Origin of the sequence: Nocardia sp. NPDC051052 (genome assembly GCF_044456045.1) — a bacterium.
Taxonomy (GTDB): Bacteria; Actinomycetota; Actinomycetes; order Mycobacteriales; family Mycobacteriaceae; genus Nocardia.
The window spans coordinates 62190-88850 of record NZ_JBITFL010000007.1; the positions used below are offsets into that span (position 1 = coordinate 62190).

Sequence of the window (26661 nt, forward strand, 5' to 3'; positions counted from 1 at the left end):
GAACCTACTACGCAACGCCTTCGGCGCGCGCGGCGGCCGCGACGGCCTCGGCAACGGCCGGGGCGACCCGCGGGTCCAGCGGGCTCGGCACGATCTTGTCCGGGGCGAGTTCGTCGGCGACGACGCTGAGAATCGCGTCGGCGGCGGCGATCTTCATGCCCTCGGTGATCCGGCGCGCGCCCGCGTCGAGCGCGCCCTTGAACACGCCGGGGAAGGCGAGCACATTGTTGATCTGGTTCGGGAAGTCGCTGCGGCCGGTGGCGACGATCGCGGCGTACTTGGCCGCGACCTCGGGGTGAATCTCCGGGTCCGGGTTGGACATGGCGAACACGATCGACTCCGGCGCCATCGAGGCGATGAGCTCCTCGGCGATCAGGCCGGCGGACAGACCGAGGAAGACATCGGCACCGTTCAGCGCCTCGGCGGCGCCACCGATCAGCCCGCGCGGGTTGGTCCGGGTGGCCAGCTCGGCCTTCACCTCGTTGAGGCCGCTGCGCTCACGGCCGATGATGCCCTTCGAGTCGAGCACGGTGACGTCCCGAACGCCCGCGGCCAGCAGGATATTCGTGCACGCGACACCGGCCGCGCCCGCGCCGGAAACCACGACCTTCAGGTCGGCGATGCCGCGACCCTGCACCTTGGCCGCGCCGTTGAGGGCGGCGAGCACCACGATGGCGGTGCCGTGCTGGTCGTCGTGCATGACCGGGCAGTCCAGCGCCTCGATGAGTCGCTTCTCCACCTCGAAGCAGCGCGGCGCCGAGATGTCCTCCAGGTTCACCGCGCCGAAACTGGGGCGCAGCCGGATGACCGTCTCGACGATCTCGTCGACGTCCTTGGTGTCCAGCACGATCGGGATCGAGTTGAGCCCGGCGAACTTCTTGAACAGCGCCGCCTTGCCCTCCATCACGGGCAGCGAGGCGCGCGGGCCGATATCACCGAGGCCGAGCACCGCGGTGCCGTCGCTGACCACGACGACGAGACGGTCGGTCCAGGTGTAGCGCTTGCAGAGCTCGACGTCCTGCGCGATCGCCCGGCTCACCTGAGCGACGCCCGGGGTGTAGGCGATCGACAGGTCGCGCTGGGTCTCCAGCGGCGAGCTGAGTTCTACCGAGAGCTTGCCTCCGAGATGTCCCGCGAAAATCTCGTCGTGGGTGATTTCGGAAAGACTTGCAGTGGCATTCGGTGCGTCAGTCACAGGTGACACGATTTCACTCCTGCTCGGGCCGGACAAACCGGGGGACGGTTACCGCCGGGTATATAGGGATAAGTGTTTTCATTACGCTCATCGAGTGCGCAGACCGGTACGTTTCGCTGTTACGGCAGGTTACGAAAACCCGTAGCCGATTTTGCTGACGTGGCGCGGCACTGATCCGCGGAGCGGGAGCCGGACGGGTGGGTCCGGACAGAACATGCGGCGTGATCCTCGGGTCGCGACGGTGCGTCGCGAGGCGGAGATCTCCGTAACTCCCGTACCCGGCGGTGGCTTAGGTGAAGGAATTCGACACATTCTGCCAGCACGGTCCGCGACTTGCCAAACCGGTCGGGTTCTCGCTGTGTCGCGCGCCGGTATCCAGCCTAGAGCGGCGGAATTACCCGGCGGTAAGGGAAAACTCGCACGTGACCACGGTCGGGCGGTGAGTTGTCACATCGCGATCGGGTCGGCCGGTGTGAGGTGCTGGGCGGTGCCGCCCTCCTCTTCGGGCAGGATCGCCGGGGCATCCGGGATGGCCGCGGACCGCGCGCTCAGTACGCCCACGTCGCGCTTGTGGGTTACCGCGGGGCCGCGCGCGTCGAGCACCAGGGTCTCGCGCCTGCCCCGCGGGAAAGCTTCGCGGGCGGGTGCCACCGAGATCTCCGTGGCACCGACGACTCCCGCGTCCAGCGCCGCGATTTCCCGGGCATCCGGCCGCACCCACACGTTGTCCAGGCCCCCTGACATCAACCGCACCCGCCAGTCCGCCCCGGCCCCGGGATGATCGGTGCGCCGATGCATGCCGCGACTCTCGGTCCGCGCCAGCGCGCTGTACTTGGTCCACCGCGCCACCGCGAGCAGCGCCGCGGCCTGCCTGGCCCGCAACCGGTCCACGCCGGTGCCGCCGAGATCGAATTCGGCGCCGGGCCACATCGAATCCAGTTCGCCGATGCTGTCGACCAGACTGCCCGCGCTGCGCCAGTAGCTGCGCCGCAACGGCAACGTGTGTTCCTGCACCAGCCCGACCACGGCGCGCGGATCGATCCGCGCCACCGCGCTGAGTCCGGCACCGGCCACCTCATGGGTCGGGCTGCGCCGGTCGGCCGTGCGCGCGTGCCTGGCCGCCCCCGTGCCCGCCCACACGCCGGACGCGATGGCCCATGCGCCGCCCTGACCGCCGAAACCGCTGACCGCGCCGGTGATCGGCTCCCTGGTGGTCACATCGCCCGCGCCGAACAGCCCGCGGACCGTGGTCGCGCAATCAGTGCCCGCCAGGCGCAGACCACCGGTGCCGCGCACGGTGCCCTCCAGCACGGCCCGCAGCGGCACCCGTCCGGCGCGGTCGACCAGACCCTGAGCGGACAGCCAGCCGCGCATCGTCACCGGCACGTCATCGAGTGCGGCGAAGACCTTGCGGCCGTCGGCGATCGCGGCGAAGGCCGCGGCCCGATGCCCTTCCAGGACCGTGCCCGACTCGTCGTAGAGGGTGGCGAAATGCAGCCCGAGGCCGGGCGTGGAATTCAGCGACGGGATGGGTTCAAGCACCTGCACCACTGGCGTCAGGCCGTACGCGCTGGAGAACTCCATACCCGACAACTGGGCACCGGCCTCCGCGGCGAACAGCAGTCCATCGCCGGTGTCCACGTCGGTGCCGGCCCCGCCGGATAGGAACGCGCAGCCGCCGGTGGCCACCACCACGGCGCCCGCGCGCACGGTCCACGCCTGGAACTCGTTGTGCTGCTGCACTCCGGTCGCCCCGGCGACCTTGCCGTCGCGATCGAGGAGCAGTTGCAGCGCCGGATGGTGATCGAGGATGCGCACGCCCGCGTCGAGCACGCTGCGCCGCATTCGGCGCAGATAACTCGCGCCGTCCAAATACACCCGCAGCGAGGAGCCCGGCCCCGTGCCGGGGAACCGATAGCCCCAGCGGGCCAGCTGTTCTACGCGCAGGTGCGTTTCCTCCAGCACCCGATGCATCCACTCCTGGTCGCCGAGGCCGCCACCATGCGCGTAGCCGCGGTGCACCGCCTCGTCCCTGGCCGGTCCGGGCGGGATGTTCCACAGGGAGGTGGTGCCGTGCGCGGTGGGGCCGCTGGTGCCACATCTGGCCTTGTCGGCGAGCACCACCCGGGCTCCGGTAGCGGCGGCGGATATAGCGGCCCAGGTCCCGGCGGGCCCTCCGCCCAAAACAAGTACGTCCGTCTCGAGTTCCGCCACAAAGAGAAATATTCGGCCACAATTCACGGAACCGCAACCATTAACGAAATATTTATCGCTGCCGTATTCGATCTGTTGTCAGCGGAGCGCCGTTAATCAGCTCCACCACTGGGTCCACAGCAATAATCCGGCGGCAACAAAAACAACCGCAGATCCGGATAAAGCGGCAAAACCCCGACGCTTGTCCGAATAAATCTGTGCCGCAACGGCAATCACCGCCGACGCCACGTGCCAGGCCACCGACTCGCTGCCCGGGCCGGGGAAGTCCCGCCGCGCCGCGACCACCGCGGTGCCGATGACGACGAGCATCAGCGCGACGGTGCCCGCGGCGACCGCCCCGCTGACTCCGCGCACCACTTTCACGAGGCGATCACCGGCACACCGGTCGCCTTGCCCGCCAGCACCTCGAATTGCGCGGGGTCGGTGGTGAACTGGCCGAGGCGGATGGTCTTGTTCGCACCGTGATAGTCCGACGAGCCGGTGGTGAGCAGGCCGAGCTCAGCGGCCAGGTCGGCAAGCACGGCGCGATCCTCGGCCGAGTGGTCCGGATGGTCGAGCTCGAGTCCGCCGAGGCCGAGGGTGGCCAGCTCGCGGATGTCGTCCAGGGCGAGCAGCCTGCCCCGCTTGCGGGCCCGCGCGTGCGCGACCACGCTTACCCCGCCCGCGGTGGCGATCATCTCGACCGCGCGGCGCAGCGGCGTGTCGGCCTTTTCGGCGTAGTACGGGCCGTGCGGCGCGAGTAATTCCTCGAACGCGGCGTCGACACTCGGCACCACGCCCGCCGCGACCAGGGCCCTGGCCAAATGCGGACGGCCTGCGGACGGCCCGGCCGAAGCGAGCACGGCATCGGGATCGATCGGCAAGCCGTCGGCCACCATCCGGTCGGCCATGGCACGCACCCGCTGGATCCGTTCGGCGCGTAACCGCTCGCGTTCGTCGGCGAAACTGCGGTCGGTCGGGTCGAACAGATAGGCCAGCAGATGCACCGGCACCGGCCAGCCGTCCTCGCCGAGGCCGATGCACGACATCTCCATGCCACGGACCAGCGTCAACCCCTTCGGCAGCGCGTCGACCGCCTCGGACCAGCCGGACGTGGTGTCGTGATCGGTGATCGCGACGACGTCCAAGCCGGCGGCGGCCGCGTTCCGGACCAGTTCGGCCGGGCTGTCGGTGCCGTCGGACGCGGTGGAATGGGTATGCAAGTCGATGCGCACGCCCTCAGTCTTACAGTGCGCGACCGGCCAGTGCGATCGGCGGCGTTCGCGAGTTCTTGCCCGGCGCCACTTCGCTGAAGGTTCCCGGCCCGGCACGCTCGCCGCGAGCGCAAGGCGTGGACCGTGCGCGCAGGGGACGTAGCATCGCGATGTGCCATCGATTCCGCCGCTACCGTCGTTCCGCGGTTCGGGCCGCCCGGTCCGCGCCCTGCCGCGGATCCCGATCCCGACCGCGCGGGCGATTGTCGACTGCGGTGTCTATGTCGAGGGACGGCGGCTGCCCGGCCGATTCACCCACCAGGACGCGCTGGCCGAGGTGCACAACCGCGGCGCCGGGTTCGTCTGGGTCGGCCTGCACGATCCCGACGAGGCCCAAATGGCCGATATCGCGGAGACATTCGGGCTGCACGCGCTCGCGGCCGAAGACGCCGTCACCGCGCATCAACGCCCCAAGCTGGAACGCTACGACGACACCCTGGTGCTGGTGATGCGCACCGTCGCCTACGTGGAGCACGAACTGCACAGCATCAGCGAGATCGTGGAGACCGGCGAGATCATGGTTTTCACGGCGCCCGACTTCGTGGTGTCCGTACGCCACGGCGAGCACTCCGAACTCGCCTCGCTGCGCAAGGAACTGGAGGCCGATCCGGCGCAGCTGATGTTCGGCACCGGTGCGGTGCTGCACGCGATCGCCGACCATGTGGTGGATTCGTATATCGAAGTGGCACAGTCGGTCGAGCTCGATATCGATGCGATGGAGGAAGAGGTCTTCACCCCGCGCAGCCAGGTCGCGATCGAGTCGATCTATCAGCTCAAGCGCGAAGTCGTCGAACTTCGCCGGGCGGTGAATCCACTCGCGATTCCGCTCCAGCTGCTCGGCCACAAGCCGGATATCCCGCTGCCCAAGGAGATTCGGCGTTACATGCGGGATGTGGCCGACCATCACGCCGGGGTCGCCGAGCGCATCAGCGACTTCGACGAGGCGCTGAGCGCGCTGATCAGTGCCGCGCTCGCCAAGGTCGGCGTGCAGCAGAACACCGACATGCGCAAGATCTCGGCGTGGGTCGCCATCGCCGCGGTGCCGACGATGATCGCGGGCATTTACGGCATGAACTTCACGCACATGCCCGGATTAGAAGCGCCGTCGGGGTTTTGGCTGGTGATCGTGGTCACGCTGGCCATCTGCGTCGGCCTGTACGCCAACTTCCATCGCAACAACTGGCTGTAACCCGAATTACAGGCTGGCGGCGCCTCGTTCGGGGTCGCGCACATCGATGCCTGCCTCGGCCCACGCGTCCCGCAATGCCTGCGCCCCGCGCACCCGCACCCATGCCGCCTCGGTGGCGGTCACCGGCGTCACCGCGAAGTAGCGCACCGGCTCGGCGGGCGCGGGCAGCACCACCTCGGGAATCCCGCTGTCCCCCAACAACACCGCGGAGAACGGCGCGCCGTGCCACATCGGCTCGCCCAGATCCATCAGCGCATCCGCTTGCAGCACAACACCTTCCACCGCGGGCGCGGCGGCGAGCACGCCGAGCGTCTTGGCCAGCCCCGAGCTCGCGCCCGCCGTGCCACGCAGCGTGAGCACCAGCTCAGCTCTCGGCCCCTGCACCGGATCGGCAAGCAGCACAGTGGGATCGCCCATCGGATGCCGGGAGCCGCCCACCGTCGCGTAATGCACCAGCTCGCCGTCTACGATCCGCAGGATCTCGATCGGCTCCAACCCGAGGAACGTCACCGACGCCGAATCGACGCCGGTCGCCCGCACACCGAAATGGTCGAGCACACCGGCGCGGACCGTCGACACCACCTCCATGCGTCAGATGGCCAGCCGCGCAAGCATGTCCCGCGCCTGTTCCGCGGACTTCGGGTCGCACAGCACGTCGTAACGCCCGGCCACCAGCTGCATGGTGGACGCGAAGTCGCGCTGCCCCTTGGTCGCCGCGTACGGGATCGAGGTGGAGATGACGCCGAAGATGACGCCGCCGACCAGACCGACCAGCAGCGGACCGAGCGCACCGCTGGTGGTGAACAGGCTCAGCAGCAAGCCGAGGAACAGGCCGAGCCAGGCTCCGCTCACCACACCGCCGCCGATGACCTTGCCCCACGTCAGCCGGTAGAGGACCCGCTCGACCTGCATGAGGTCGACGCCGACGATGGTCACGTCCTGCACCGGGAACTGCCCGTCGGCCAGGTAGTCGACGGCCTTCTGCGCTTCGGCGTAGGTGGGATAGGAACCGACCGGCCAGCCGGACGGCGGCGTCGGCAGGGCCTGCCGAGCGCGATTCGAGTTCCCCAAGGGATTCGTCATGTCTCTATTCTGCTATTTCGGCCGGTTTTCCGGGGGCGTGAAACGCGTGGTTCGCGTCATTGCCGCGGCCCGGCCCTTTTCCGCGATCACCTGAGCCATTTTCGCACTGGCCTCATCGATCATTTCGTCACCGAGCATGACCGCACCGCGGGCGCCGCCCTCGGCCGAGGTGTGGAAGGCGTACGCGTCCAGGATCAGCTCGGCCCGATCGTAGTCGGACTGACGCGGGCTGAAGATCTCATTGGCGGCCTCGATCTGGCCGGGATGCAGCACCCACTTGCCGTCGAAACCGAGCGCGGCGGTGCGCCCGGCAGCCCGCCGGAAACCGTCCACGTCGCGAATCTGCAGGTACGGTCCGTCGATCGCCTGCAGGCCGTGCGCGCGAGCGGTGAGCAGGATGGTCATCAGGATGTGGTGATAAGCGTCACCGGTGTCGTAGCCCTCCGGCTGTTCGCCGACCACCAGGGTGCGCATGTTGATGCTGGCCATGAAGTCCGCCGGGCCGAACACCAGCGCCTGCACGCGTGGGCTCGCGGTGGCGATCTCGTCGATGTTGCGCAATCCCAACGCGTTTTCCAGCTGCGGCTCGATGCCTATGCGGCCGACCTCGAGTCCGGTCGCCTTCTCCAACTGGGTGAGCAGCAGATCCAGTGCGCGCACCTGACCTGCGTCGGTCACCTTCGGCAGCAGGATGGCGTCCAGCGCGTTGCCCGCACCCTCGACGATGGTGATCACGTCCGTGTAGGTCCACTGAGTGGTCCAGTCGTTGACGCGGACCACCCGCAATTGTGATCCCCAGTCGGAATCGTTGAGCGCCGCCACGATATTCGCTCGCGCCTCGGCCTTGGCGGCCGGTGCGACGGCGTCCTCCAGGTCGAGAAACACCTCGTCAACGGGCAGACCCTTGGCCTTTTCGATCATTTTGGTATTGCTGCCGGGACAGGCGAGCACCGAACGGCGCGGCTTCAAGATCACTCCCATCGATCGTGGCGTGGTACTGACACCCGCCCTCGAACCTCTAGCCTGGCAAGCATGGCAGCTACCAGGGTGTACGTCGCCAGGCTGGCCGGCCTGGTGGTGTTGGGACCGGACGGCGAGTCTATCGGCCGGGTCCGCGATGTCGTCGTGGCCATCCGGTACGACCGACAACAGCCCCGCATTCACGGCCTCGTCGTCGAATTACCCACTCGGCGGCGCATTTTCGTGCCCATTCTGCGGGTCACCGCGATCGAGCCCGGCGTGGTGACGCTGAACACCGGGACGGTGAGCCTGCGCCGATTCACCCAGCGACCCGGCGAGATGCTCGCGCTGGCGCAGATCGTGGATTCCTCGGTGCGCGTGGAGGATCCGGACCTGCCCGACCTGGTCGGCGTGGATGTCGTCGTGGTCGATCTCGGCATGGAACAGGCCCGCACCAGGGATTGGCGGGTGACCAGGGTCGCCGTGCGCGGACACCGCCGGATCGGGCGACGCCGCACCGTGCACGTGGTGGATTGGATCCATGTCACGGGGCTGACCCCGACCGACATCGACCGGCCTGGCCAGGAGGTCACTCAGCTGCTCGAGCAGTACGAGGGATTGCGCGCCGCCGACGTCGCGCACCTGCTGCGCGAGCTGCCGGAGAAACGCCGCCTCGAGGTGGCGGTCGCGCTCGATGACGAGCGGCTCGCCGATGTGGTGCAGGAGCTGCCCGACGACGAGCAGGTCGATCTGCTCGGCCATCTGGAGGTGCGGCGCGCCGCCGACGTGCTCGAGGCGATGGATCCCGACGACGCCGCCGACCTGCTCGGCGAGCTGCCGGTCGGCGAGGCCGAATCGCTGCTCGCGCTGATGGATCCGGAGGAGTCCGAACCGGTCCGCAGGCTGCTCGAGCACTCCCCGTACAGCGCGGGCGGCCTGATGACGCCGAAGCCGGTGATCCTCACGCCCTCCACCACGGTCGCCGAGGCGCTGGCGCGGGTGCGCAACCCCGATCTGACGCCGGCGCTGGCCTCCATGGTGTTCGTGGTGAGGCCGCCGACCTCGACACCCACCGGCCGGTATCTCGGGTCGGTGCACATTCAGCGGCTGCTGCGGGAACCGCCCGCCAATCTGGTCGGCGGCATCCTCGACGCGGGTCTGGCCCCGCTGCGTGCCGACGTCCCGCTGGCCGCGGTGACCCGCTATTTCGCGACCTACAACCTGGTCTGCGGCCCGGTGGTCGATGAGGAGAACCATCTGCTCGGCGCGGTCAGCGTCGACGACGTGCTCGACCATTTGCTACCCGATGACTGGCGCGATCAGGAAGAGCTACACGAAGGGATAGCTGGGCATGATTGACAAAGTCGGCGGCGCGCGGCAGCGGCTGGAGACGCCGGTCGAGTCCCGGTTCCGCATCGATTGGGACGCGGACGCGCTCGCGCGCAGCAGCGAACGCGTCGCCCGATTCCTCGGCACCGGCCGCTACCTGGCCATTCAGACGATCATCGTGATCGTTTGGATCGCGTTAAATGTCGGCGTCATCGCGTTGCGCTGGGATCCATATCCGTTCATTCTGTTGAATCTGGCGTTCTCTACCCAGGCCGCCTACGCCGCGCCATTGATCCTGCTCGCGCAGAACCGGCAGGACAACCGCGACCGGGTCGCGCTGGAGGAGGATCGGATGCGGGCCGCCCAGACCAAGGCGGACACCGAGTTTCTCGCCCGCGAACTCGCAGCACTGCGGATCGCGGTCGGCGAAGTCGCGACTCGCGACTATTTGCGCAGGGAATTGGAGGAGATGAAGGAGATACTCGATCGGATCGAGGGTGCGGGCACCAGCACGCCGCAACGCAAGAAGAGTTCCGGCCGAAAGCAGGCGCCAGCCCCGGTTTCACCGGCTGTAGCTGACGATTGACCGGAAATACCGAACAACTACCTGACTGGTGGGTAACCTGGACAGCGTTGTCCCGAGCGGCGCCGGGAAGGGGATGTCCCAGATAGCCGCTCACACGACGTAGAGGATTGGTGTGGCTGAATGCGTATATCTACTCCGATAACCGTCTCGGCCCTGGTCGTAGCCGGTCTGGTCGCCTCCGGCTCAGCCTCTGATCCCTCCTCCCCGGCCGGCGCGCCCACCGCACCGGAGGCTTTGCTGGCCGCCTCGACGAATCCCGCCGGATCCGCGGACGCCTCGGGTAAGTCGAGCGCGACAGGACTGTCTAAGACAGTTGGCCTCCTCCCGGTCACCCAGGAATCTCCCCGCAAACTCCGGGCAATGACTCCGTCCGACGGCTCGGCGCCGTTCGCCGGGCGGGTGCCGCTGCAGGAGATCTCGCTCCCCCTGATCGGCGGCGCGCTCGGCATCCCGGAGGTCGTGCTCGCCGCGTATCGCAACGCCGAACTCGCGCTGGAATCCTCCACGCCCGACTGCGGGTTGTCCTGGAGTCTGCTGGCCGGCATCGGCCGGATCGAATCGGGCCACGCGGGCGGCGGACGCACCGACGCCGCGGGCACCACGGTCTCGCCGATCTACGGCCCCGCGCTGGACGGCACGCTGCCCGGTAACGAGATCATCAAGGAGGCCAGCGGCGGTTACGTCCGCGCGGTCGGCCCGATGCAATTCCTGCCCGGCACCTGGGCCCATTACGCCGCCGACGGTAACGGCGACGGTGTCGCCGACCCGAACAATGTCTTCGATGCCGCGCTCGCCGCGGGCAAGTACCTGTGTTCCGGCGGGCTGAACCTGCGCGATCAAGGCCAGGAACTTCAGGCGGTACTGCGCTACAACAACTCGGCCGCCTACGCGGCCAACGTGCTCAGCTGGGCGGCGGCCTACCGCACCGGCGGCGCGCCGACCCAGGTGACCATCTCGCCCGACCTGATCCCGCCGGGCAGCGCGCCCGCCCAGGTGCCGGACATGACGGCGGTGACCTACACCAGCAACACACCGACCACGACGGCCCCGACGACGCCGCAGACCAGCACGACCACACCGACGCCGACCGAAGTGATGATCACCATCCCCGGTCTGCCGCCGATCCCGTGCGGCGTCTTCTGCCCGCCGCCGCCCAAGCCGCTCAATCCCTGTGAGCCCGCGGTGATTCCGGCCCCGATGCCGCAGCCCGGTGAGCCGGTCGCACCCGCGATCGTGCCGGGGGCACCCGCACAGACCTTCGGCGCCGGAGCGGCCGGGCCGAAGGATCCCGCGCACCCCGAGCAGGATGCCGCGCCGGTCGCGCCGGTCTGTACGCCGCCGGATGCCGCCCAGCAGCAGGCGCAGCCACAACAAGCGCCCGCACCCGGGCAGCAGGCCGTACAGACGCCAGAAGCGGCACCGGAAGCGCCGCCGACGGTGTCCGTCGAGCCGACGGCCCCGACCGTGGAGGCAGCGCCGACCCAGCAGCCGGGCATCACGTTGCCGTTCGGCATCGTGATTCCGCTGCCGCCCGCCCCCCAAGGCTGACGCCACACTCGAAGCAGGTCACGAAGTAGTAACAAAAAGGTCTCGGATGCGGTAGTCTCCTCTTCGTCAGATCACGAAGGGCTCACATGAGCCGTTGGAGGGTCACCGCACAGTGGGGCGTCACCGAAAACAACCAGCTGTCACCGTTAAACGCAGCTCGGTTATCGCATTGACCGGTTTGGTTCCCGCTGGACTGATGGCGTGCACCGCCGCGTCCAATGTGGGAAATGGGAGTGCCGCGGCAGCGGTGGAACAGCACCTTCCGGGGGACGATCAGGACGCACAGGGCGCCAAGCCCGCGACGCTGATGACAGATCCCGGCGCAACAACCGAATTCGTGGCCAACAAGATGGCCAAGCCGAGCGGTCCGCCGGTGGTGAAAAGCGTTGCGCTGGCCGATGGCAGGCAGCTCGCGGCACTGCCCGCCGGACCGATGGGTGTCCCCGGCATCGCGGTCGCGGCCTATGAGAACGCCGAACGCATCCTCGCCGAGGAGAACCCGGGCTGTGCCATGCCGTGGTCGATGCTCGCCGGGATCGGCCGCGTCGAGTCCACGCACGCGTACGGCAAGGCCGACGCCGACGGCAACCCGCTCACCGCGGTCTACGGCCCGGTGCTCGACGGAAGCCTGTACGGCAACAACGTCGTTCGGGACACCGACGGCGGCGAGCTGGACGGCCTGGCCGGTTACGACCGCGCCATCGGCCCGATGCAGTTCCTGCCGCAGACCTGGAAGCGTTATGCCGCCGACGGCAACGGTGACGGCATTGCCGATCCACAGAACCTCTTCGACGCGGCACTGACCGCCGGAAAGTACCTGTGCGACGGCGGTTTGAACATGCGCGACCTGGCCCAGCAGTCCAAGGCGATCCTGCGCTACAACAACTCGATGGCCTACGTCGCCAATGTCATGGCCTGGGAAACCTCCTACGCCAATGGCGTGGCACCACGGGCCGGGGACCTGCCCAGAATTTGACACGCCTAAAATTCCTGCCATGCCAGTAGTTACGGAATCGGATGTGCGGGGCGCGCTCGCGAAGGTCGACGATCCGGAGATCCGCAAGCCGATCACCGAACTCGGCATGGTGAAGAGCATCGCGATCAACCCGGACAGCAACGTCCACATCGAGATCTACCTGACCACGGCGGGCTGCCCGCTGCGGACCGAGATCATCCAGCGGGTCACCAAGGCCGTCGCCGACGTGTCCGGCGTCGGCGCGGTCACCGTCGACCTCGACGTGATGAACGACGAGCAGCGCACCAACCTGCGCAAGCAGCTGCGCGGCGACTCCGCCGACCCGGTCATCCCGTTCGCCCAGCCCGGCTCGATGACTCGCGTGTACGCGGTCGCGTCCGGCAAGGGCGGCGTCGGAAAGTCCAGCGTCACAGTCAACCTCGCCGCCGCCATGGCCGCGCGCGGCCTCTCGGTCGGCATCCTGGACGCCGACATCTACGGCCACTCCATTCCGCGCATGCTCGGCACCGACGCCCGGCCCACCCAGGTCGAGAAGATGATCATGCCGCCGCAGGCGCACGGCGTGAAGATGATCTCCATCGCGCAGTTCACCAAGGGCAATACGCCGGTGGTGTGGCGCGGCCCGATGCTGCACCGGGCGCTGCAGCAGTTCCTCGCCGACGTGTTCTGGGGCGACCTGGACGTGCTGCTGCTCGACCTGCCGCCGGGCACCGGCGACATCGCCATCTCGATCGCCCAGCTGATTCCCGGCGCCGAGATCCTCGTGGTCACCACCCCGCAGATCGCCGCCGCCGAGGTGGCCGAGCGCGCGGGCGCGATCGCGCTGCAGACGAGGCAGCGGATCGCGGGCGTGGTGGAGAACATGTCCTGGCTCGACCTGCCCGACGGCAGCCGGATGGAGCTCTACGGCTCCGGCGGCGGCCAGGTGGTCGCCGATCGCCTGACCCGTGCCGTCGGCGCCGACGTACCGCTGCTCGGACAGGTGCCGATCGAACAGGCCGTGCGGGAGGCGGGCGACGAAGGCACGCCGATCGTGCTGAGCGCCCCCGACTCCGCCGCGGGCAAGGCGCTGCTCGACATCGCCGACAAGCTGGCCGTCCGGCGCCGCGGGCTGGCGGGCATGTCGTTGAACATCGACACCACGCGGCGCTAGCCCGCCGCCGCGCGTCTTCCCGGTGAACGCCGAGTCCGATTTCCGCGCGGACTGTGCGGGCCGGCTGTCGGTGGGTGGCAATATGCTCGTCCCATGCTCACGTTGCTGTTGTACGTGCTGATCGTCGGTCTGGTTGCCGCGGTGCTGTTCCTGCTCGCCAGTGCCGTATTCGGGCGGGCCGAGGAACTCGGGCCGCTGCCGGAGGGCACCACCGCGACCGTGCTACCCGCCGAGGGGATCTCCGGCGCCGATGTCCGGTCGCTGCGGTTCCAGCAGGTGGTGCGCGGTTACAAGGCGTCGGAGGTGGACTGGTCGCTGGCCAGGCTCGCCGCCAGAATCGACGAGTTACAGCACCAGTTGGCGGAAGCGCAGGCCGCGCGGTGGCAGACGCCGGTCGCACCGGAACCCCAGTGAGCCCGGCCGCGCTGGTCCGTGCCGAGGACGACGGCCGCATCCGTTGCTCCTGGCCGCTGGACACCCAGCTGTACCGCGACTATCACGACTTCGAGTGGGGCAAGCCGTTACACGGTGACGACGCCCTGTTCGAGCGACTGTGCCTCGAGGCCTTCCAGTCGGGGCTGTCGTGGATCACCATCCTGCGCAAGCGACCCGCGTTCCGTGCCGCGTTTGCCGAGTTCTCGATCGACCGCGTCGCCGAGTTCGACGAGGCCGACACGGCGCGTCTGCTCGCCGACACGGGCATCGTGCGCAACCGGCTGAAAATCGACGCGGCGATCAGCAACGCCCGGGTCGCACGCGAACTCGATATCGGACTGGACACGCTGCTCTGGTCGTTCGCGCCCGCCCCGCGGCCGCGCCCGAAAACCGGTGCGGACGTGCCCGCCAGCACACCCGAATCCGTAGCTCTGGCAAAAGAATTGAAGCGGCGCGGGTTCCGCTTCGTCGGTCCGACCACGGCCTACGCACTGATGCAGGCGACCGGGATGGTAGACGATCACCTGGCCGATTGCTGGGTCGGTAGTGACGTGTCCAACACAGTCCGACCGGTCACTTTTTGAACTCAGGTATCCGTCCACATCCGCGATAGGGAAGAATGGGACAGGTGTAGCTCGCCAAATGCCGGCGAGCTCGCTGGTTGGTGACAACTGGAGTTCCAAGAAAGTGCGCAGCATATCGCGCAGATCTGGAGGGAGCAGAGGATGGCGGCCATGAAGCCCCGTACCGGGGACGGTCCCCTCGAGGCAACCAAGGAAGGGCGTGGAATCGTCATGCGGGTTCCACTCGAGGGTGGCGGGCGTTTGGTCGTCGAACTCACGCCGGACGAGGCCGCGGCGCTCGGCGACGAACTGAAGAGTGTCACCAGCTGATACCTCAGCGCTGGCCGCTGTGGCCGGTCTGCTGGCTTGCCCGGAATGCGCGCTCGAACTCGAGCCGTGTGATCGGGTACTGCGCTGTGCACACGGGCACAGTTTCGACATCGCCAAACAGGGCTATGTCAGCCTGCTGACCGGCGCGTCGACCAAAATGACCGGCGACACCGCGGCCATGCTGGACGCGCGCGCCACCTTTCAAGGTGGCGGACATTTCGCACCGATCGCCGCAGCTGTAGCAGCAGCGGTCGGGCCGGACAAGCATGCGTCCGGCACCATACTGGAGGTGGGCGCGGGCACCGGCTACTATCTGGCCGGTGCGCTCGACGCCGCACCTTCCACTTTGGGCATCGCGCTCGACGTGGCCAAACCGGCCGCCAAACGCTGCGCCCGCGCCCACCCACGGGCCGCATCGGTACTCGCCGACGCCTGGCGCGCCCTACCCGTCCGCGACGGCACCCTACGCGCCGTCCTTTCGGTATTCGCCCCCCGCAACCCGCCCGAGGTCGCCCGCGCGCTCACCGAACACGGCAGTTTCGTCGTCGCCACCCCCACCGAACGACACCTGCGCGAACTGATCGGCCCACTCGGCATGGTGACCGTAGACCCCGACAAGGACCGCAGGCTCGACACAGCCATGTCCGGCCACTTCACCGTCGTCGATCGCGTCCTGATCGAATACCCGATGAAACTCACCAGAACCGACGTAGCGAACGTCATCGCCATGGGCCCCTCCGCCCACCACACGCCCGCCGAGGAAACCCGCATCAAATCCCTACCGGAAACAACGGAGGTCACCGCCTCGGTGCTGATCTCCACCTACCACCCGACCTAACCCCCAAACCCGACCAAAGGCGCCCGTCAGTACCCCCACACCGACCGAAAGTCACCTTCAGTCAGTCTCGCAATTCCGACCGAAGGCGCCATTCCGTAACCCAGACCGACCGAAGGCGGCCTTCGGTCGGTGAGCGACTGTCGGCCTTGGGGCGGGGTTCAGGACTTGCGGACCTGTTCGTAGACGCCGACAGTCTGGGCGGCGATTTGTGACCAATCGAATTCGGCGATCGCCCGGGCCCGGCCGGCCGCGCCGAACTCGGCGGCCAGCGCAGGGTCGCCGGCGACCTCGTTGATGGCCGCGGCCAACGCTCGCTCGTACTCCTCGGGCGCACTCGGGTCGTAGTGCACCAGCCGCCCGGTGCCGCCGTCGACGACCACCTCCGGGATGCCACCGACATCCGAGGCGACCACCGCGGTCGCGCAGGCCATCGCCTCCAGATTCACGATGCCGAGCGGCTCGTACACCGACGGGCAGACGAATACCGTGGCCGCGGCCAGGATCTGCCGGATCTGTTCGGTGGGCAGCATCTCGCGCACCCAGAACACGTTGCCCCGGCTGCGCTGCAGTTCCGCCACCGCGGCGGCCGTCTCCGCCTCCAGCTCCTTGGTGTCCGGCGCGCCCGCGCACAGCACCAGTTGGATTTCCGGATCGAACTCGCGAGCCGCGGCCAGCAGATGCCCGACGCCCTTCTGCCGGGTGATCCGCCCGACGAACGCCACCATCGGCTGGTCCGCCCGCACCCCGAGCACCGCGAGCACCGGTCGCGCGCCCGCCGCCACCGGCCCCGGGTACCACATGCCCGCGTCGATGCCGTTGTGCACCACGTGCACCCGGTCCGGGTCCACCGCGGGATAGGCGTCGAGCACGTCGTGGCGCATGCCCTCGCTCACCGCGATGATCGCGTCCGCGTGCTCCACCGCGTTGCGTTCCGACCACGAGGACAGCCGATAGCCGCCGCCGAGCTGTTCGGCCTTCCACGGCCGTCGTGGCTCCAGCGAATGCGCCGTCAGTACGTGTGGGATGCCGTAGAGCGTGGCCGCGAGGTGCCCGGCCAGGCCGGTGTACCAGGTATGTGAGTGCACGACGTCCACCTGCCCGGCGGCGTCGGCCATCCGCAGCTGCGCGGACATCATCTGCAATGCGGCATTGGCGGCGTAGAGCTGTGGATCGGGTTGATGCACTACGGCATCGGTGCGCGCGACACCCATGCAATGCACGGTGACCTCGCACAGTCGCCGCAGCTGCGCGGTCAACTGCGTCACATGCACCCCGGCCCCGCCGTATACCTCCGGCGGGTACTCGCGGGTCAGCATCGCGACCCGAAGCCGCTCGTGCGCGCCGGAATCCGCCGTCGAGCGCCCGGTGTCCGTGCCGAAACTCACCAGGTTCAAAGTAGACGTTCACCTCCGCTGGGGCCACTCGCGCGCCGGTTACCCGGTAGTTTGGCAGGTGTGAGGAGCCAGCCGCACGTACTCGGGATCGTGCTCGCCGGTGGCGAGGGCAAGCGACTCTTTCCACTCACGGCGGATCGCGCCAAACCAGCGGTGCCATTCGGCGGCGCGTATCGACTGATCGATTTCGTCCTCAGCAACCTGGTCAACGCGGGTTTCCTGCGCTTGTGCGTGCTCACCCAGTACAAGTCGCACTCGCTGGATCGGCACATCTCGCAGACCTGGCGGCTGTCCGGTTTCGGGGGCGAATACATCACGCCGGTGCCCGCGCAGCAGCGGCTCGGGCCGCGGTGGTACACCGGCAGCGCCGACGCGATCATGCAGTCGCTGAACCTGATCTATGACGAAGACCCCGACTACATCGTGGTTTTCGGCGCCGACCACGTGTACCGGATGGATCCGGAACAGATGGTCAACCACCACATCGAGTCCGGCGCGGGCGTCACCGTCGCCGGCATCCGGGTGCCGCGCAGCGAGGCCAGCGCGTTCGGCTGCATCGACTCCGACGAGTCCGGCCTGATCACCCAGTTCCTGGAGAAGCCCGCGCATCCGCCCGGCACGCCCGACGATCCCAATGTCACTTTTGCGTCAATGGGCAACTACGTCTTCACCACCAAAGTGCTGGTGGATTCGATCAAGGCCGACGCCGACAACTCCGACTCCGATCACGACATGGGCGGCGACATCATCCCGGCGCTGGTCACCGCGGGCCAGGCCGGCGTCTACGACTTCGCCGACAACGAGGTGCCCGGCGCCACCGAACGCGACCGCGGCTACTGGCGCGACGTCGGCACCATCGACGCCTTCTACGACGCGCACATGGACTTGGTCTCCGTGCACCCCGTCTTCAACCTGTACAACCGGCACTGGCCGATTCGCGGCGCCGCCGAGAACTTGCCGCCCGCGAAGTTCGCCCAGGGCGGCCTTGCCCAGGAGTGCATCGTCGGCGCGGGCAGCATCCTGTCGGCCGCCACGGTCCGCAATTCGGTACTCAGCTCCAATGTGGTGATCGACGACGGCGCGACCGTCGAGGGCAGCGTGCTGATGCCTGGCGTCCGAATCGGCCGCGGCGCGGTGGTGCGCCGGGCCATCCTGGACAAGAACGTGGTGGTCGGCGAGGGCGAGATCATCGGTGTCGACCTGGAGCGCGATCGCGAGCGGTTCGCCGTCAGTAATGGCGGCGTCGTCACCGTCGGCAAGGGTGTTTGGGTGTAGCGAAATATTGGACAGCGGGGCCGTCCGGCCCGGAAGATAGCACCTATGGTCAGGCGCGCACGGTCCGATCCCGCACTGAATCAGGTTCGCGCGCTGGCCGCTTCGCTCGAGGTGCCGCGGCGGTGGCAGCTGCGGACCTTCGTCGATCATGTCGCGACCTTGCTCGGCAAGCCGATCACCTTGTTCCCGCAACCCGATCTGACGGCCGAGGGTTTTCCGTGTGGGGTGGTCATCGAACGCCCGGACAGTTTTGTCGTCGCCTACGACGCGGCGAGCTCCGGCTATCACACCGACCACATCGTGCTGCACGAGATCGCGCATCTGCTGCTGGATCACGCGGGCTATGTGTCTGCGACGTCTCGCCATCGAACGCTGGGACAGTTGTTCGCCGAAATCGACACGGACGTGGTGCTTCGCGTGCTGGCCCGCACCGACTACGACGACATCCTGGAGAGCCAGGCGGAATTGTTCGCGTCCCTGGTGATGTCCGAAACCGATACTCCCCGTCCGGGTTCCGCGCTCGGCCGGGCGATCTTCCAACGCTAGCGGGAGCCGCTGATGTTGCCGAGCGCCGTGACGCTGCCGATCACGATGGCCTCCTGGCTATTGCTGGCGATCCGACTGTTCCGGTTCCGCGGCACGCTGGTGGACCGCCGCATCAACATGTTGCTTGCCCTGCTGACCGAGATCCTCACCACGCACGAACCGACGCTGCGCCATCAGCTCAGCACGCTCACCGGCGGACGCCTGAGCCCTGGCTTGATATACCAGTTCGGCGCCATCGGGTTCATGCTGACCGCTGCGGCAAGCCTGTTGCTCGCGGCCGCGATGCTCGGCCGAACACCGTCGCCCACCGCCGTCTACGGGCTGGCGGGCGCGTCCTGCGCGGCGGCGCTGATCTGTAGCGGACCGGCGCAGGGCCCGAGCCCGCAGACGATGTACGAGCAACCAGGGTGGGGACAGTTCGGCTTCTGGTTGGCGCTGGCGCCGATGTCCTACTGGATGGTCTGTTACAGCGGCGGTGTGTGCGTGGCCGAAATGCGCAAGCAGCCCGATCACCGCGAACGCACCTTGCACGCCCTGTTTCTCGGGGCCGCGTGCACCGTGTTCCTGATGTTCAGCCTGACCCTGGTCAGCACGGGCCTGCGGTCGTTCGGGCACGAGAGTTGGCTGACGCGTGCGCAAATCGTCATCGACAGCAACGCCGTGTTCGGCCAGGTGCTGCCGTTCCTCGGCATCGGCGCGGTCTCCGTCGTGTCCTGGTCCCTGGACCGGACCGGGCTCGATTCCTGGTCGCGTCGCCGAAAGCGGCTGCTGCCGTTGTGGTTCGACCTCACCGCGGCCTGTCCCGAGATCGTTCATCGCATCTCGACGCCGGTCGCCGCGCACCGGAGCCGGTATTTCCTGCACCGCACCGTCATCGAGATCCGCGACAGTGTGCTCATTTTGGCCAGGTACGCCACGCCCACGCCGGCGCACCTGTGCGCGGAGATCGGCAAGGTCCGAGCAGGCCCCGAACGCGAAGCGCTGGATCTCGCGGTCCGCCTGGTGCGCGCCTGCGCCGCCAAGACCCGCGGCGACGTACCGGCGGGTACCTGCGCGCTGCGGCACTGCGCCGGTGCCAATCTGGTGGAAGAAGCCGCCCAACTCGCCGCCGTCGCGGCGCAGTGGTCGCGCGCTCGCGCCCTCGTCGGCGACGCGACGATCAGAGCGGCGGCGCGGGCGTAGCCGGGCAGAATGGCGCGCAGGGGCCTGGCGTGCGCGGCACCGTCGACCGCGACGGCTGACCGAAGTCGGCGGTGCTGACCAGGTACACCACCAGCACCGCGGCCACCAGGACCAGGGCGAAGGCGACCAGCGCCCCGCCCCAGTGGATCTGCGGGCGCCCGTCGTCATCGTTGTTGTTGCTGTTGTTCAAGATGTAGTAGATCACTCGGATCGCACCTCTCCGCATACCCCCGCCCGGGGCATCACCGATCTGGTATCGGACGTGCTCTGAGCAGCATGCGCCTCGAATCGCCGCGCTGTTGCTGTATTCGGCGACTCGGCCGGAAACGGCGCTGGGACCGGCCCACCCCGCCAGGGTCGGTCGCCAGCGTTCCGGCAAGCCTTCGTGCGCGCTCGTGCTCGGCCTCCCCTACTGCGAACGCGACCTGTCGAAGGCGAACCGACCATCGTACATCCATTGCGGGGCTTCATATTCCGTGACACATCACCCATCGGACGGCGCAATGCCCCGCACGACAAGCGAATTCGCGAAGTCTCAGGCGCTAGCCGGAACTACTGACCGGGCGCGGGCGCTACGGGCGGTGCCGTGCAGAACGGTGCGCACGACCCGTGCGTCGGCGTGACTTTCGCTGGGCCGGTATCGAAATCGGCGTTACTCACCACCACCATCGCGATCACCGCGGCGGCAATGATCAAGCCGAAGAAGAGCAGCGCGGGCCGCAGCCAACTCGATCGAGTTTCGAAGATGGTGTGGCCGATGTGGCCGATTTCGAACAGTTCGTGCCCACGCATTGCGGTACCTCCGCACCCTGAATACCCGGTGCAGGACAAGGAAACCGCGATGTCGGTACGGATTTGGCGGCGCGCGCCGCGACTAACCGCGCGAGGCGCAGAGCAAACCGTCGCCGACCGGAATCAGCACGCTGGTGAGTTCCGGATCCTCGGCGATCGCACGGGTGGCCGCGCGCACCGCCTGGGTCGCCGGATCACGTTGCGCCGCATCGGGTACCCGCCCGCCGAGCAACGCGTTGTGCAGCAGAATCGCGCCACCAGCACGCAGCAGGCGCACCGCCTGGGTGACGTATTGCGGGTGCTCGAGCGGTGCGGCATCGATGAAAACCAGGTCGTAGGCGCCGTCGGCGAGGCGGGGTAGCACGTCCAGCGCGCGGCCGTTGATCAGCCGGGTGCGCGCCGGCGGAATCTCCGCGGCACGGAAAGCCTCCTTGGCAGCGCGCTGGTGCTCCGGCTCGGAATCGATGGTGGTCAGTGTGCCGTCCTCCCGCATGCCGTCGAGCAGCCACAGCCCGCTGATCCCGGCACCGGTACCGACCTCGACCACGGCTTTGGCGTCGAGCAGCTGCGCGTACATGCTGAGCAGCGCCCCCACCGACGGTGGCACCGGCACCGCACCGAGTTCGGTGGACCGTTCGCGCGCGCTGACGAGGATCTCGTCTTCTACGACGGATTCCTCCACGTAGGCGAGATTTCGCTCCAAATTCGATGCCACGCCTATGAGGTTAATGCTGGGCAGCGGGTATCGGCGTGCTGAAGTCCACGCGCCGCTGAGCAATCTCCCCGCCAGTTTTCTCAGGTGTCCCTCAGCATCTCCATATCCAGGCCATATCAGGACAGTAAAGAGTAGGGGCAACGCAAGACCAACAGACCGGCTCGACACGGGACACGGGAACAACAACGGACAGGTTGTCGGTTGTATCCCCACGTAACGGTTTCAGGTCCGAAAGAGATTTCGGATCGAAGCTATGTTCCGAGTTTACGGTCCCTAGTAGGAGGTAGCCCCATCCACATGGTCGATGCGGCGCGTGAGCACGCCACCCTGCCAGAGCAGATTCTGCCGATCGAGTCCGACGCCGCTGAAGAGGCCGTCGATCTCACCGGTACCGCTGCCTTCGATGCCACCGGTGACCGGGCGGCCATGCCGTCCTGGGACGACCTGGTTCGCGAACACGCCGACCGTGTCTACCGCTTGGCCTACCGTCTTTCCGGCGACGCCCAGGATGCCGAGGATCTGACGCAAGACACCTTCATCCGGGTTTTCCGTTCGCTGTCCAGCTACCAGCCGGGCACCTTCGAGGGCTGGTTGCACCGCATCACCACGAACCTGTTTCTGGACATGGTCCGTCGCCGCAACCGCATCCGGATGGAAGCGCTGCCCGAGGACTACGACCGGGTCCCCTCCGAGGGTCCCGACCCGGAGCAGGCTTATCACGACGCCCGCCTCGACCCGGATCTGCAGCGCGCGCTCGATTCGCTCGCGCCCGAATTCCGCGCCGCGGTGGTGCTGTGTGACATCGAGGGGCTTTCCTACGAGGAGATCGGCGCTACGCTCGGCGTGAAACTCGGCACCGTGCGCAGCCGGATTCATCGCGGGCGGCAGGCACTGCGCGACTATCTTGCGCATAATGGAAGTGAGCAGCGGCTCGCTGCTGAAGCAAGTATCGGGTGAGCTGGACGAAGCCGGCATCGCCCTACGGTTCGAATGATGTCGGTTGGAAGGGTGAGCACCGAATGAGTGGCGACTCCAGCACGCCCGGTCGTCGTCCGCCTCGATTCCGTCCCACCGAGCATCTGGCCAGCGAGGCGATCGCGGCCTATGTGGACGGCGAGTTGCGGATGAACGCCTATCTGCGTGCCGCCCAACATCTTTCTTTGTGCCCGGAATGCGCGGCCGAGGTCGACGCACAGCAGCAGGCGCGTATCGCACTGCGCCAGTCGGGCCCCATCTCGATTCCGCACGGGCTGCACGACAGCCTGACCCGAATTCCGCTCGCCGATCTTCCCGGCGCCGCGTCGAGTCACACTTCGGGCACCAACGGGACTCCGCGCAACGAGGCAGTTTTCGGCTTTCTGACCGATTCATTTGCCGCGACTCGGTGGACTACGTGGTGGCGCAAGTAGAGTTTCCCGGGTGACGACGGAATCGACGAATACCGGATCGGCCGAGACCCCGGATCGCGTCCAGGGCGGGCCCACGGATTCGGTGGCCGACAGGGGAAACCTGCGGCCGCCGGACGCGCCCGTATTGGGCCCGCGACCGGTATATCGCCCGCATGTCGACAACCACACCGCCCATGCTTTCCGCAGGCCCGCGGGTCAGCGCGGTTCGTTCGCCGAGCCGCTCCCCCGTGGCGCGCAGCCGGTGGCGGGCCAGGACATGCAGAACCGCCCGCCGGACACCGTGCTCGCCGAGGCCTTCGGGCGCCCGGAGGGTTCCACCGAACTTCTGCAGCGCGACCCCGACGCGGCCAACGGCGCCGGGACGGTCGCCGGGCCTGTCGATCCCTGGCGTGATCCGGATTCCGCTGCCAGGCTCGGCGCCCCCGCGGTGCCGACCCCGAAGGCCCAACCACTGCCGCAGGCCCGACGCCTCAGCGCGCGTGAGGTCCTCTTCGGCTCGCGAGTAGCCCCCAAGGCGCTTGCCCTGCTCGCTCTCGTCGCGCTCGCCGTCGGCGTGCTCGGCGGCCTGGTCGGCAGGCTGACCGCCGAACAGGCTTCCGATCTGACCTCGCGCAAGGTGACGCTGGAGCAGAGCGCGGACGGCGAGCAGCCGCACAGCCAGATCGCCAAGGTCGCCAACGCGGTCCTGCCGTCCGTCGTGTCCATCAGCGTCATCGTCGGCGACAACGGCGCCACCGGCTCCGGCGTGGTGATCGACGGCCTCGGCTACATCGCCACCAACAATCACGTGGTGTCGATGGCCGCGCAGGACAAGACCAACAAGGCCGCCATCAAGGTCACCTTCTCCGACGGCAGCAAGGTGCCCGCGCACATCGTCGGCCGCGACCCGAAGTCCGACCTGGCCGTGCTCAAGGTCGACGTGAAGAACCTCACCGTCGCCAAGCTCGGCAAGTCCAACGACGTCCAGGTCGGTGACGAGGTGCTGGCCATCGGCTCCCCGCTCGGCCTGAGCAAGACGGTCACCTCCGGCATCGTCAGCGCGCAGCACCGCCCGGTGAAACTGCAGGGCGAGGGCAGCGACACGAACGCGGTGATCGACGCGGTGCAGACCGACGCCTCGATCAACCCGGGTAACTCCGGTGGCGCGCTGGTGGACATGGAGGGCCGCGTCATCGGCATCAATACCGCCATCCGCAGCGAGACCGGCGGCTCGGTCGGCCTCGGCTTCGCCATCCCGGTGGACCGGGTGACCGAGGTCGCGCAGATCCTGATCAAGGACGGCGCGATCCATCACCCGACCATGGGTCTCAGCCTGCGCAGCAAGACGGTGGCGAACGAGCAGATGACCGGAGCCGAGGTCGCCGACGTCACCCAGGGCGGTCCGGCGGCCAAGGCCGGGATCGTGGAGAAGGACGTCATCGTGAAGGTCGGCGACCGCGAGGTGACCGGTCCGGACGAGCTCGTCGTCGCGGTGCAGTCGCGCAATATCGGCGAAACCGTGAACGTGGTGTTGATCCGGGACGGCAGGCAGGTTGACGTCCCCGTGACGCTGGAATCCGACTGAGCTGCTGGTCGCATAGCCGGGTAGCCTGATTAGGTGTTCAGCAATATCGGCTGGAGCGAGATGATGATCTTGCTCGTCGCCGCCCTCGTGATCCTCGGACCGGAGCGACTGCCCGGCGCGGTTCGCTGGACCACGCGCAGCCTGCGTCAGGTGCGCGACTACGCCAGCGGCGCGACCTCGCAGCTGCGCGACGAGCTCGGTCCGGAGTTCGAGGACCTACGCAAGCCGCTGGCCGACCTGAACGAGCTGCGCGGTATGTCCCCGCGCTCGATGGTGACCAAACACCTTCTCAACGGCGACGATTCGATCTTCCGCAACATGGAGGACGCGCTGCCGGACAAGAAGGACCTCTACGGCACCGGCGGCGCGATGCCGGACTATCCGATGCCGAAGCTGGAAAAGCCGTTGGAGCACAACGAACGTCCACCCATCGACACCGACGCGACCTGACCCGCAGCGGTTTCGTCAAAGCTGGCGCAAACGCGTCACGAGAAGGGTGCAGTGTCAAGAGTTCTAGACACTTTGGCCTGTCCAGCTGTCTAGACTTCCCACATGTCGGCCGATGACGTGGCGCGCGTTTTCGCGATCGAGGACAAGGTCGAGCGACTCAAAGCGGCCACCGATGGTGTGGCTGCGGCCCAGCAGACCATCAACGAGCTCACCAGGATTCGCCGTGCGGTGATCCGGGAGCTACACGCCGAGGGCTGGACCTTCGCCAGAATCGGTGCGGCAGCCGGACTTTCCCGTGCGCGCATCCATCAGGTGAGCACCCAGGGCCCGGCGCCGGAGGGTCTGTTCTTCGGGCACGGGACGCTCACGGTGCTGGTGCCGGAGGTGCGGGCGGGCCGGGTGATCGGCGCACCGGATCCCGCGGCGCCGCATCGGCTCGTCGAGCTGCTCCGCGAGCTCGGCTTCACCGCCTCGGTCGAACACTTCCTGCCCGGGCGACCGGTCGACCTGAACCGGGACGGCCTGGTCGTGCTCGGCGGCCCGGAACTCTCGCCGAGCGTGCGTCAGCTGATCGCCGCCGATCCGCGGCTGCGGCGCGCGGTGGCCAGGGCTGGCGACGCCAGGCGCGGCATCGAGGACCGGGCCGCGCGCCGGGTCTATCGGCCCGGCGGACCCGACCCGCACGACATCGCCTACCTGGCCCGGCTGCCGCGTCCGGATGGGCGCGGCTCGGTGCTGATGATCGACGGCATGCACCCGCCGGGCTCGCTGGGTGCCATCCGATTGCTCGCCACCCGGCTGGCCACCCTGCACGAACGCGCGGGCACCCACCTGTTCTCGGTGCTCGTGGCCTGCAGGTTCGACCGGGCGACCGGCGAACCCCTGGAAGCCGAGCTACTCACCCCGGTCTATCGGCACGACCCCGAAAACCGTTTGCCCGCACCGGGTATCCGTCGCTGACACGCGCCTGCGGCCGACGCTCGACGCGCGGCCGGCGATGCGCGTCGTGACCAAATTGTGTCTCGGGTCACTCCCCTCTTCCGCTCGGGAAATCTTGGTGCGATGCTTGAATAGCTAGACGTTAACTATGCGTGATAGGTGAGCACCGATGAGTGTTGAACTTTCGACGGCGGCCGGTTCCGCGCCCACTGTCCGGACGGTGCGGCCGCAGCAGGCCGAGTCCGCGACGGTCGATGCGGCGGACCCGATCATCACGACCCACCGGGTCACCTACAGCGACCGGCTGAAGTTGTTCATCGGCGCGGGCGAGACCATCGACAACTTCCTGCGCCCGCTGCGCAGGCTGGACGGCCACCACCGCTATTCGGTGCAGCTGACCCGCCTGCCCGCACCCATGCGTTCCGCCGACATCAGCCCCGCGATCAGCTCCGCCCCCGGGCAGAACTATCTGCGATGCACCGGCTCGGCGGACGCACTGGTGCTCGAGCTCCGCACCGTCGTCGACGGGGTAGCGCAGCGCTGCACCGTCGGGCGCGCCGCCGACCACAACGGCGAGCCCGGCATCTGTGTGCAGGTTCCGGAGAGCATGTCCGCGCCGTGGATCTTTCCGGACGAGGTATTCACGGCCGAAGACGCGGCCGAGGTCTTCGCCGGTTATTTCCGCACCGGCACGGTCCCACCCGGTCTCGCGCTCCGCGAGACCGATTGATGCGTGACCTGAG

At 68.0% G+C, this 26661-nt stretch carries 30 protein-coding genes; 19 read left to right on the forward strand and 11 right to left on the reverse strand.

Annotation, left to right across the window (positions count from 1 at the left end; all coding sequences use genetic code 11):
* Window positions 1-7: 7 nt before the first annotated feature.
* The 4 genes from ACIBCN_RS24615 to ACIBCN_RS24630 form a co-directional block, all read right to left on the reverse strand.
* Entirely contained in the window at window positions 8-1204 is a 1197-nt protein-coding gene (locus ACIBCN_RS24615) for an NADP-dependent malic enzyme (RefSeq protein ID WP_396994000.1), read from the reverse strand.
* A 438-nt stretch (window positions 1205-1642) separates the two neighbouring features.
* Window positions 1643-3409, reverse strand: coding sequence for an FAD-binding protein (locus ACIBCN_RS24620; protein WP_396994001.1), 1767 nt, complete (start codon window positions 3407-3409; stop codon window positions 1643-1645).
* A gap of 96 nt (window positions 3410-3505) precedes the next feature.
* On the reverse strand, window positions 3506-3718 hold the full coding sequence (locus ACIBCN_RS24625) for a hypothetical protein (RefSeq protein ID WP_396994002.1): 213 nt from the start codon (window positions 3716-3718) through the stop codon (window positions 3506-3508).
* A 50-nt stretch (window positions 3719-3768) separates the two neighbouring features.
* Complete coding sequence (locus ACIBCN_RS24630; RefSeq protein ID WP_396994003.1) at window positions 3769-4623, reverse strand: PHP domain-containing protein; 855 nt, start codon at window positions 4621-4623, stop codon at window positions 3769-3771.
* Window positions 4624-4774: 151 nt separating this feature from the next.
* On the opposite strand from ACIBCN_RS24630, the gene ACIBCN_RS24635 reads away from it, so the two are divergent.
* Window positions 4775-5851 (forward strand): magnesium and cobalt transport protein CorA, encoded by a 1077-nt coding sequence (locus ACIBCN_RS24635; protein WP_396994004.1) that lies wholly within the window; start codon window positions 4775-4777, stop codon window positions 5849-5851.
* A gap of 6 nt (window positions 5852-5857) precedes the next feature.
* On the opposite strand, the gene ACIBCN_RS24640 is transcribed toward ACIBCN_RS24635, so the two are convergent.
* From ACIBCN_RS24640 to ACIBCN_RS24650, 3 genes are read right to left on the reverse strand one after another with little or no spacing between them, the layout of a single operon-like run.
* Window positions 5858-6439, reverse strand: coding sequence for a suppressor of fused domain protein (locus ACIBCN_RS24640; protein WP_396994005.1), 582 nt, complete (start codon window positions 6437-6439; stop codon window positions 5858-5860).
* A 3-nt stretch (window positions 6440-6442) separates the two neighbouring features.
* Window positions 6443-6934 carry a general stress protein gene (locus ACIBCN_RS24645; protein ID WP_396994006.1) on the reverse strand — a complete coding sequence of 164 codons (492 nt, stop codon included), beginning with the start codon at window positions 6932-6934 and terminating at the stop codon, window positions 6443-6445.
* Window positions 6935-6946: 12 nt separating this feature from the next.
* Window positions 6947-7915, reverse strand: coding sequence for an HpcH/HpaI aldolase/citrate lyase family protein (locus ACIBCN_RS24650; RefSeq protein ID WP_396994007.1), 969 nt, complete (start codon window positions 7913-7915; stop codon window positions 6947-6949).
* A 51-nt stretch (window positions 7916-7966) separates the two neighbouring features.
* Between ACIBCN_RS24650 and ACIBCN_RS24655 the strand changes: the two genes are divergently transcribed.
* The 9 genes from ACIBCN_RS24655 (at window position 7967) to ACIBCN_RS24695 (ending at window position 15652) form a co-directional block, all read left to right on the forward strand.
* Window positions 7967-9253 (forward strand): magnesium transporter MgtE N-terminal domain-containing protein, encoded by a 1287-nt coding sequence (locus ACIBCN_RS24655; protein ID WP_396994008.1) that lies wholly within the window; start codon window positions 7967-7969, stop codon window positions 9251-9253.
* Entirely contained in the window at window positions 9246-9809 is a 564-nt protein-coding gene (locus ACIBCN_RS24660) for a DUF1003 domain-containing protein (protein WP_396994009.1), read from the forward strand. The genes ACIBCN_RS24655 and ACIBCN_RS24660 overlap by 8 nt, the downstream gene beginning before the upstream one ends.
* 360 nt (window positions 9810-10169) lie before the next feature.
* Window positions 10170-11357: a lytic murein transglycosylase gene (locus ACIBCN_RS24665; protein ID WP_396994010.1), complete on the forward strand. Its 1188-nt coding sequence runs from the start codon at window positions 10170-10172 to the stop codon at window positions 11355-11357.
* 112 nt (window positions 11358-11469) lie between these two features.
* On the forward strand, window positions 11470-12333 hold the full coding sequence (locus ACIBCN_RS24670) for a lytic transglycosylase domain-containing protein (protein WP_396994011.1): 864 nt from the start codon (window positions 11470-11472) through the stop codon (window positions 12331-12333).
* A 19-nt stretch (window positions 12334-12352) separates the two neighbouring features.
* Window positions 12353-13486, forward strand: coding sequence for an Mrp/NBP35 family ATP-binding protein (locus ACIBCN_RS24675; protein ID WP_396994012.1), 1134 nt, complete (start codon window positions 12353-12355; stop codon window positions 13484-13486).
* 93 nt (window positions 13487-13579) lie between these two features.
* Window positions 13580-13900 carry a DivIVA domain-containing protein gene (locus ACIBCN_RS24680; RefSeq protein ID WP_396994013.1) on the forward strand — a complete coding sequence of 107 codons (321 nt, stop codon included), beginning with the start codon at window positions 13580-13582 and terminating at the stop codon, window positions 13898-13900.
* Window positions 13901-13938: 38 nt separating this feature from the next.
* On the forward strand, window positions 13939-14505 hold the full coding sequence (locus ACIBCN_RS24685; protein WP_396994375.1) for a DNA-3-methyladenine glycosylase I: 567 nt from the start codon (window positions 13939-13941) through the stop codon (window positions 14503-14505).
* A gap of 141 nt (window positions 14506-14646) precedes the next feature.
* Window positions 14647-14814: a DUF3117 domain-containing protein gene (locus ACIBCN_RS24690; RefSeq protein WP_011211259.1), complete on the forward strand. Its 168-nt coding sequence runs from the start codon at window positions 14647-14649 to the stop codon at window positions 14812-14814.
* Window positions 14801-15652, forward strand: coding sequence for a putative RNA methyltransferase (locus ACIBCN_RS24695; protein WP_396994014.1), 852 nt, complete (start codon window positions 14801-14803; stop codon window positions 15650-15652). Before ACIBCN_RS24690 ends, ACIBCN_RS24695 begins: the two co-directional genes overlap by 14 nt.
* Before the next feature lie 158 nt (window positions 15653-15810).
* Here ACIBCN_RS24695 and glgA read toward each other — a convergent pair whose 3' ends face one another.
* Window positions 15811-16968 (reverse strand): glycogen synthase, encoded by a 1158-nt coding sequence (glgA, locus tag ACIBCN_RS24700; protein ID WP_396994376.1) that lies wholly within the window; start codon window positions 16966-16968, stop codon window positions 15811-15813.
* A gap of 138 nt (window positions 16969-17106) precedes the next feature.
* Between glgA and glgC the strand changes: the two genes are divergently transcribed.
* From glgC to ACIBCN_RS24715, 3 genes are read left to right on the forward strand one after another with little or no spacing between them, the layout of a single operon-like run.
* Window positions 17107-18321, forward strand: coding sequence for a glucose-1-phosphate adenylyltransferase (glgC, locus tag ACIBCN_RS24705; RefSeq protein ID WP_396994015.1), 1215 nt, complete (start codon window positions 17107-17109; stop codon window positions 18319-18321).
* A gap of 45 nt (window positions 18322-18366) precedes the next feature.
* Window positions 18367-18867 carry a hypothetical protein gene (locus tag ACIBCN_RS24710; RefSeq protein WP_396994016.1) on the forward strand — a complete coding sequence of 167 codons (501 nt, stop codon included), beginning with the start codon at window positions 18367-18369 and terminating at the stop codon, window positions 18865-18867.
* A gap of 12 nt (window positions 18868-18879) precedes the next feature.
* Complete coding sequence (locus ACIBCN_RS24715; RefSeq protein WP_396994017.1) at window positions 18880-20049, forward strand: DUF6545 domain-containing protein; 1170 nt, start codon at window positions 18880-18882, stop codon at window positions 20047-20049.
* Here the strand turns inward: ACIBCN_RS24715 and ACIBCN_RS24720 are convergent.
* The 3 genes from ACIBCN_RS24720 to ACIBCN_RS24730 form a co-directional block, all read right to left on the reverse strand.
* On the reverse strand, window positions 20027-20254 hold the full coding sequence (locus ACIBCN_RS24720; protein ID WP_396994018.1) for a hypothetical protein: 228 nt from the start codon (window positions 20252-20254) through the stop codon (window positions 20027-20029). The two genes, ACIBCN_RS24715 and ACIBCN_RS24720, sit on opposite strands and share 23 nt — an antisense overlap.
* A gap of 347 nt (window positions 20255-20601) precedes the next feature.
* Window positions 20602-20841, reverse strand: coding sequence for a hypothetical protein (locus ACIBCN_RS24725; protein ID WP_396994019.1), 240 nt, complete (start codon window positions 20839-20841; stop codon window positions 20602-20604).
* An 82-nt stretch (window positions 20842-20923) separates the two neighbouring features.
* Window positions 20924-21556 (reverse strand): O-methyltransferase, encoded by a 633-nt coding sequence (locus ACIBCN_RS24730; protein WP_379280751.1) that lies wholly within the window; start codon window positions 21554-21556, stop codon window positions 20924-20926.
* 297 nt (window positions 21557-21853) lie between these two features.
* Here ACIBCN_RS24730 and sigE point away from each other — a divergent pair, with 297 nt between their 5' ends.
* The 6 genes from sigE (at window position 21854) to ACIBCN_RS24760 (ending at window position 26648) form a co-directional block, all read left to right on the forward strand.
* Window positions 21854-22513 (forward strand): RNA polymerase sigma factor SigE, encoded by a 660-nt coding sequence (gene sigE / locus ACIBCN_RS24735; protein ID WP_396994020.1) that lies wholly within the window; start codon window positions 21854-21856, stop codon window positions 22511-22513.
* 62 nt (window positions 22514-22575) lie between these two features.
* Entirely contained in the window at window positions 22576-22965 is a 390-nt protein-coding gene (locus tag ACIBCN_RS24740; RefSeq protein ID WP_396994021.1) for a hypothetical protein, read from the forward strand.
* A gap of 10 nt (window positions 22966-22975) precedes the next feature.
* Window positions 22976-24529, forward strand: a complete 1554-nt coding sequence (locus ACIBCN_RS24745; protein ID WP_396994022.1) for a trypsin-like peptidase domain-containing protein — start codon at window positions 22976-22978, stop codon at window positions 24527-24529.
* 33 nt (window positions 24530-24562) lie between these two features.
* A complete protein-coding gene (gene tatB / locus ACIBCN_RS24750; RefSeq protein WP_396994023.1) occupies window positions 24563-24979 on the forward strand; it encodes a Sec-independent protein translocase protein TatB in 417 nt (138 codons plus the stop codon).
* Between the two features lie 102 nt (window positions 24980-25081).
* Window positions 25082-25939 (forward strand): hypothetical protein, encoded by an 858-nt coding sequence (locus ACIBCN_RS24755; protein WP_396994024.1) that lies wholly within the window; start codon window positions 25082-25084, stop codon window positions 25937-25939.
* A 148-nt stretch (window positions 25940-26087) separates the two neighbouring features.
* Window positions 26088-26648: a hypothetical protein gene (locus ACIBCN_RS24760; RefSeq protein WP_396994025.1), complete on the forward strand. Its 561-nt coding sequence runs from the start codon at window positions 26088-26090 to the stop codon at window positions 26646-26648.
* Window positions 26649-26661 lie beyond the last annotated feature (13 nt).